The 6,961-nt window shown below is 73.6% G+C and carries 5 protein-coding genes and 1 pseudogene; 1 reads left to right on the forward strand and 5 read right to left on the reverse strand.

The genetic code is table 11. The features are described from left to right. Nucleotides 1-45 precede the first annotated feature (45 nt). The 5 genes from AB0C69_RS35405 to AB0C69_RS35425 form a co-directional block, all read right to left on the reverse strand. Entirely contained in the window at nucleotides 46-1,470 is a 1,425-nt protein-coding gene (locus tag AB0C69_RS35405) for an exo-alpha-sialidase (RefSeq protein ID WP_353832145.1), read from the reverse strand. A 383-nt stretch (nucleotides 1,471-1,853) separates the two neighbouring features. Continuing rightward, on the reverse strand, nucleotides 1,854-2,273 hold the full coding sequence (locus AB0C69_RS35410; RefSeq protein ID WP_345179587.1) for a hypothetical protein: 420 nt from the start codon (nucleotides 2,271-2,273) through the stop codon (nucleotides 1,854-1,856). Nucleotides 2,274-2,826: 553 nt separating this feature from the next. Next, the gene (locus AB0C69_RS35415; protein ID WP_360359640.1) at nucleotides 2,827-3,846 is read right to left on the reverse strand and encodes a hypothetical protein; all 1,020 of its coding nucleotides are present in this window, start codon (nucleotides 3,844-3,846) and stop codon (nucleotides 2,827-2,829) included. Nucleotides 3,847-3,949: 103 nt separating this feature from the next. Then, a complete protein-coding gene (locus AB0C69_RS35420) occupies nucleotides 3,950-4,318 on the reverse strand; it encodes a hypothetical protein (RefSeq protein ID WP_353832141.1) in 369 nt (122 codons plus the stop codon). Then, nucleotides 4,315-5,529, reverse strand: coding sequence for an SseB family protein (locus AB0C69_RS35425; protein WP_360359643.1), 1,215 nt, complete (start codon nucleotides 5,527-5,529; stop codon nucleotides 4,315-4,317). The genes AB0C69_RS35420 and AB0C69_RS35425 overlap by 4 nt, the downstream gene beginning before the upstream one ends. A gap of 861 nt (nucleotides 5,530-6,390) precedes the next feature. Between AB0C69_RS35425 and AB0C69_RS35430 the strand changes: the two are divergent. Further along, nucleotides 6,391-6,961: pseudogene (locus tag AB0C69_RS35430) on the forward strand (hypothetical protein); the annotation flags it as partial.

Genomic DNA, 6,961 nt, shown 5'->3' on the forward strand with positions numbered 1-6,961 from the left:
GCGCCCCTCCGGCCCTCCCCGCGCAGGAGGGCCGCATCAGGCCGGTCAGTTGTAGAAGGTCGCGCTGTGGATGTCCACCGGGTTGGCGGCCTGGCCGGTGGCCACGCCGTAGACGGCCACGAAGGACGAGCCGGTCGAGACCAGGCCGGTGTAGTCACCGAGCATCCGGCCGGAGCTCGTCGCCGGCACCGTGCGCGCGTCGAACGGGCCCTCGATGTGCCGCTCGCGCCACGACGCGGGCTTCGTGCAGTCGTCCGCGCAGGTCACGGCCCAGAAGTCGGTGGGGAGGGTGGCGGCGGACGTGTTGTTCCGGAAGTCGTAGTAGGTGATCGCCACGGTGCCGCCGGGGGACACGGCGATCGCCGGCACCGCGGCGGAGCCGGTGGGCGTCTTGTCCACCCGGACCGGGGCGGACCAGGTCTTCCCGTTGTCCGCGGACCGCGCGTACGCGACGTGGAAGGTGCCGTCGGCGTCCTGGCTCGGCCAGACCGCGTTCACCACCTTGCTGCCCGGACGGGCCGCCAGCAGCGGGAGCGTGGCGTTGCGCACCGGGTCACCCGAGTCGTCCGGGTCGGGGATCCGGGTGCCCACCGCCATCGGCGCCGCCACGTTCAGCGTCGGCGCGGACCACGTGGCGCCGCCGTCGGTCGAGCGGATGACCTGGGTCGCCGCGGCGGTGTCGGTCTCGTGGTGCATACCGATCAGCAGCGTCCCGTCGGCCATCGGCACCAGCTCGGTACCGATGACGCCGCTGTTGGCCGGGAAGTCGTACACCTTCTTCGTGGTCCAGGTGCGCCCGTCGTCGGTCGACTTCGCCATGTAGACCGGCTGCACCCACGCGCCGCTCGGCTGGGTGTCGACCCGGTCCCACACCGCGTAGACCGTGCCCGGGTGGTACGGGTCGGCGGTGATCGCCGGGCGGTCGTTGAAGAACCGCGCGTCGTCGTCGCGCTGCAGGGTCACCGGGGCGCCCCAGTGGTCGCCACCGTCGCCGGACCGCGAGACCAGGATCGCCGTCACCTCGCCGGTGCGCGAAAGAGAGAACGACGCGGCCACCGCCGCGCCGGACGGCGTCATCGTGACCCAGTGGTCCGTCGTGACGTCGTAGTCCCCGCCGTTGGCGGCGGTGCCGCCGTCGCACCGGGAGAACGCGGGCTGGTTCGCCGACCGGCGCCAGGTCGCGCCGTAGTCGTCGGACACGGCGGTGCCGGTCCCGTTACCGCCGTACCGGTTCCACCTGTCCTGCTGGTACACCGTGACGAGACGCCACGGCCGCTTCGGGTCCCGCGCCACCATGGGCTGGACCTCGGTGTTCGGGTTCAGGACATAGCCGTCGCCCTCGGGCAGCCCGCATCCCTGCGGCAGGGCGCTGGTGCCCGACACCGGCACCACCGCGGCGGGATCGGTTCCGTCCGCTGACGCGGCCGGGGCCGCGAAGGCGAAAGCGAGCAGGGTGGTCGCTGCGACCATGGCCGACCTGGAACGTCGATTCAACGGTGCATTCCTCGTCCTCGATGGGGGGTCTTGCCGGAGACGCCGCCACCTGGCCGGCAGCGCGTTCCCAGCGAAGGCCGAACAGCAGGACGACATTACAGCCCAAGATCGACTTCTTCTCGCCCTTTGGCTCGGTACCCTTCCGCTCTCGCGGCGAGTATCGTCCGGACGGTCAATTTGGACAATGTCCAACCTGGTCCCGGGGATGTGCCGGGCGGCCGAAAATGAGGACATCCATAAATGGAATTCCGGCCAATCTGAGCGGGGTGGGCGTCTCGACGCCACCGCGGCCGCCGCTCGCCCGCCGTGCCCTCGCGGGGAGGGCGCCCTCCCGGCGGGGAGGGGCGCCGCGCCGGCGGCTACGCGACGGCGGCCTCGTCGTCCCGGTCGGCCAGGAGCCGGGCCAGCCGCTCCCTTTCCATGAACGCCCAGTCCTCCGGGTCGTCGTCCCAGTCGACGCGCTCCTCGATGTCGAGGCCCGCCATGAACTCCTCGTGGAGGCCGGACGGGTTCTGCCGGACCGGGTCGGAGAACTGCCACACCTCTACGGCGGCCCTCAGGTCGCCGCGGTCGGCCAGCAGTTCGGCCAGCCGCCTCGTCGTCGGCGCGGCGTCGCCGTAGGCGCGGGCCCACACGTCCAGAGCGGCTGCCAGGTCGCCGTGCTTCGCCAGGAGCTCGCCGAGGCGTCCGGCCGCGTTCCGGTCGCCGGCCTCCGCTCGGGCGCGCAGCTCAACGATCTCGTCCTGGTTCGGTACGTCACCGTTTGTCCGAATTTCCATTACCGGTCACCTCTTCCGGGGGCAGCAAGGGCGCTGGCAAGGAACAGCCGCTCCGGGAAAGTAACCATTCCCGGGAGCCTCAAACCGCTTCCGTCCGGCGAGTTGCCGAGCCGGGTCCCTGATTGCCGAAGGAACGGCGCGCGGTCGCCGCCGTTTCGCCGGACGCGCCGCCTGCCCGCCGACGATCGTCAAGGCGCGCTGCGTGAACAGGGGTATTCGCTTGCCTTGGAACGGGCCCGCCGGTGCCGAACCACCTCACGGCCTACGCGGTTCCCGTCGTCATCTATCGGTTTCGCCGGGAGACGGTTCGCATAGGCTCGGACCCTTGGCGTCGCCGTGCGTGAGTATTTCCGGTCCCGTTCTCCGCGCCCCGGAAAGGCGTTTGTGAGATTCTCATTCGAGAATCCGCCGTTTCCGGAGCCCGATGGGGTGCGGGGTGCCGGCGGTCGAGTTCCTCGGGGCATGCCTCCAACGAACGCGAGCCACCCGTCGAAAGCGTGACCGGCGCGTGAGCTGCGCTGATCGCCCGGGTGAAGAGCGCGCGCGGCGGAGATCAGCGGCCGAACATGCCGCCCCGCGGTCGGCGGTGCGTTCCCCGGGGCCGCCGCGGAGCCCCCACGGGCGCGCGGCGGCGGCCGAGGCGCAGCTGCGTCAGCAGCAGCGAGAACGCCACCATCAGCGCCGCCAGCCAGGCGATCTGCGTGCTGGCCATCCGCTCGAACGTCAGATCCTGCGCGACTGGCGCCTGGTTGCCCTGGAGGCGGCTCTGCGGCGTCTCCGCCCCGGGCGCCGGGCTCGGCGCGACGGACGGGTTGGGCGCCTGGATGGACGGCAACGCCACCTGCGGGTTCTGCGGCTCGAACGACGCGTTGGGCGACGTCTGCACGGACCCGTTCGTCCCCGTGCCGTTCCCGCTCCCCGAGGAGCCGCTTCCACTGCCGGACCCGCCGTGCGACGTCCTGGAGGACGTGGAGTGCGACGGCGTGGGCGACGGCTTCGAGGGTTTGCGCGACGGCGACTTCGTGGGCGTCTTCGAGGGGGTCGGGGTCGGGGTCGGCGTCTTCGTGGGCGGCGGCTTGGACGGGACGACGTACTTGAACGTCCTGGTCCCGGCGACCGGGGCGAGGTCGGTCGCGTCGACGGTCACGATGATCGTGTAGACCGCCGTCTCCTTCGGCCCCTCCTTCGGGACCGTCACATGCGATGTGACGGGCGTGCCGCTCTTCCCGGCGGCGAGGTCGCCGACGGCGCACCCCGCCGACTCGAACGGCGCGCCGCAGTCACCGGTCACCGTCGTGCCCTTGAGGGTCGCCGTGATGTTGGTGACCTTGATGTTCGCCACGTCGCCGCCGACGGCGGTGACCGTCGTCGTGATGTCGAGCGAGCCGCCCGGGTCCAGCCTGGCCGCCGTGGAGGCGACGTCCACCGTGAGCTTGCCGGTCGCGGGGGACGCGGGATCCGACCCTGGGGTGGAGGGCGTCTCGTCGGCCACGGCGGACGCGCCGCCGGCGGCGAGGATGGCCGCCGTGCCGAGCCCAACAAAGATCGGTTTCACCGTCGCTCGGCAGATCACTGCCGCCGCACCTCCGTCGCGTCGCCGTTGAGCGCTTCCGTCCGAGGGATCGCCTCGGCACACATGCGAACACGGATCCAAGGGGCAAATCAACCCCGCCCGGTCAGACGAACTCCTCCCGGACGTCCTCGATCTCCGACCCGGGCGCCCAGGCCTGCCAGATGCCCTGGTCGACGCGGTCGAGCCCGAGGCTCTCGGCGACCGGGGCCCGCCCGCCCGCGTACTCGACCCGCAGCCACGTCTCGTGCTCCCCGACGATGACGAAGCGCTCGCCGCGCCAGCGGCACGTCGTCCGGACGTAGCGGAGCTCCTCGACCTCGGAGGCGGGGACGATGCGGCGGAAGCGCCCCGGGCGCAGCTCCTCGAACCCGTCCGTCGGCCCGGGCGCGTACAGCCTGATCTCGCCGTCGGCGCCCGGCGCGGCCTCGAAGTCGCGGCCGAGCCACCGCGCGACGTACCCGTCCCGGATCACTGCGCGGCCTCCGTCCGTCCGTCCCACGCCTCGGCGCCGGCGTCCGGCCGCAGCCAGGCGAGCCGGTCCGGGTCGTACATCGCGATGAACCGCTCCGACCGGTCCCTGCCGATGTAGTACATCTCCGCTCCGTACGGCAGCCGGACGCTGGTCACCTTGTACTCGCGGATCGACCCGGCGCTTCCCGGCGCGAAGCCGCTCCCCGTGAACGGCGGCCGCTCGATGACCCAGCCGGACTCGCCCCAGGACGCCATCTCCTCCTCGTCGCGCCCGCCGAACGGGACGCGGTACAGGTCGGGGCAGTACGCCGGCCACCGGATGACGTACACGCCCTCGTCGTCGAGGGAGAACGAGGAATCGGGGAACAGCAGCCCCAGCGCCTCGTAGAGCTGGGAGGGCGTCTGCAACTCGGCCACGTCGTTCGTGGAGTGGACGAAGCCGCCGACCCGGTCGTACCCCTGCTCCAGGTACCAGGAGACGTGACTGTGCGGGACGACCTTCTGCATGATGGCCGGCGACGAGACGCGGTCCTCGGGGTCGGTGGGCGCCTGCGGCACCGGCTCCCGCCGCGGCGGCGGCAGCGGAACCTCCGGCCGCGCCTGCACGAGCCCGACCCGCACCGCCCACTCGCTGAGCGACCGCACCTGGTCGCCGTGCAGCGACGCCCCGATGTGGGTCCCCGGGTTGAGCACCATGGCCCAGTCCTCCCGGGGCCACGCGCCGATCAGCTCCCGGAAGTCGGCGTACACGAACCGGGACTGCGGCAGAACCTCCCGCAACCGGACCATCGACGTGAACACCTGGACGGACACCGCGTCCCGCAGCGCCGCGTCCCACCGGAACTCCCGCTGGACGGGCGTCACCTCAAGCGGCGCGTCATCGGGGATCGGCACGAGCACGTTCGCGTTCAGCAGCACCCGCAGGAACGCGTCGGAGTCGCCGCCGGAAGCCGCCTCGTAGAGCTCCTGGTCGATCCGGTTCCCCGGCTCGAACGCGGGCTCCGGTTCCTCGACGGCGTGCAGCGACCGTCCCGCCCCCGGCTCTCCGGCGGGCGCGCCGTCCTCGCCCCCGCCTGCGTCCGCCTGGCCAGGGTGTGCGGCGTCCTGAGGGACCGCCGCGAGGCCGCCCGGCGCCGCGTCTCCCGGGGCGCCAGATGGGGCGCCGGGAGGTTCGCTGCTCTGGACGCCCGCGTCCTGGCCGGTCCGCGCCACCTCGTGAGGTGCGATGGGCCCCGCGACACGGCGGTCGGCGCCTTCCGGCAGGCCGCCGCCTCGTCCGGCCCCGGGCGCGGCACCGAGGGATCCGGTGGCACCCGTGCCGGACGGCACGCCGGGCGCGTCCGGCCCCGTGTTGGGCGGCTCGTTGCCCTGAGACCCGTCACCGGGAAGGCCCGGCGCGGCACTGTAAGGCCCGGTGCCCTGAGGAACGCCGGTGCCAAGCGGGGCGGCGGGCGCATCTGATCCTGGTCCCGCCATCGTGGGGCCTTGTGCCGTCGCGCCTGGGTGGGGACTTACGTCCTCCGGCGTGCCCGATCCGGTGTCAGGCAGCTCGCTGCTTTGAGTTCCGACCCCGGGAAGCCCAGGCTCTGCGACTCCGCCGAACGGGGTGGTCGCCCCAGGTGCGGGGGCGGCGGGCGCATCCGATCCCGGGCCGGCCGTCGTGCCCTCTGGCGCGCCCGATCCGCTGGTCGGCAGCTCGCTGCCCTGGGCTGCAACTCCGCCGGACGGAGTGGTCGCGCCAGGGGCAGGCGCGTCGATGTGGGGACGACCGGCGGGCGTGGCGGGAATCTGAGAGGCGGTTTCCGGAAGGCTCGGCTCAGGGCCGCCGCCGGACGGGCCGGGCGTGTCGGAAGGGGCCGTGCTCGGTGCGGCCGTGTAGGGACGGCCCGCGTCGTCTGGCAGGCCGGGCTTGGCGTCGAGGGGCCCGCTGTTCTCAGGCGCAGGCCCGGGAACGCCCGGCTCTGCGGCGCCGCCGGATGGCGTGGCCGTGCCAAGGGCGGTGGTGACGGGCAGGTCAGCGTGCGTGCGGCCCGCTTCCCCTGGCGCGCTCGGTCCGGTGGCTGGTGCCTCGGGGTGCTGAGGTGCAGGCCCGGGAAGACCAGGCTCTGCGGCGCCGCCGGGCGGGGTGGGCGTGCCGGCGTCACCTGGCGCGGCACTGAGGGGACCGGTGTTCTGCGACGCGGGTGGCGGGAGGCCGGGCTCCGCGAAGCCGCCGGTGGGGCCGGTCGTTCCGCGCGCGTCTCCGAGGGGGGCGCCCGCGTCTTCCGGCACGGCCGGTCCGGGGCCCGGTGGCTCGGGCTCCGCGACCTCGCCGGACGGGCTGGGCGCGGCCGCTGGCTCAAGGCCGGGCATGTGGCCGGGGTCGACGGCGGTGCTGGACGGGTCGGCGAGGCGGCGGGCCGCTTCTCCCGGAACGCCGGGCAGGGGAGCGCGGGGTTCGTCGGCCGGGCGGGGAGCGGGCGCCTCGCCGAAGTGCGCGGGGGCCGGGGGCACGGCTTCGGGAAGGCCGGGCTGCGCGGGGCCGCCGGGCGCTCCGGCGTGGTGGCGGCCCGGTTCCACGGGCGCGGGGACGGCGGGCTGCGACCACGGCGTCTGCTTCTCCGTCGAGTACAAGCTGCGCACCGTGCTGTGGCAGTGGCGCGGC

The organism is Actinomadura sp. NPDC048032, from assembly GCF_040653175.1.
Lineage (GTDB): Bacteria > Actinomycetota > Actinomycetes > Streptosporangiales > Streptosporangiaceae > Spirillospora > Spirillospora verrucosospora.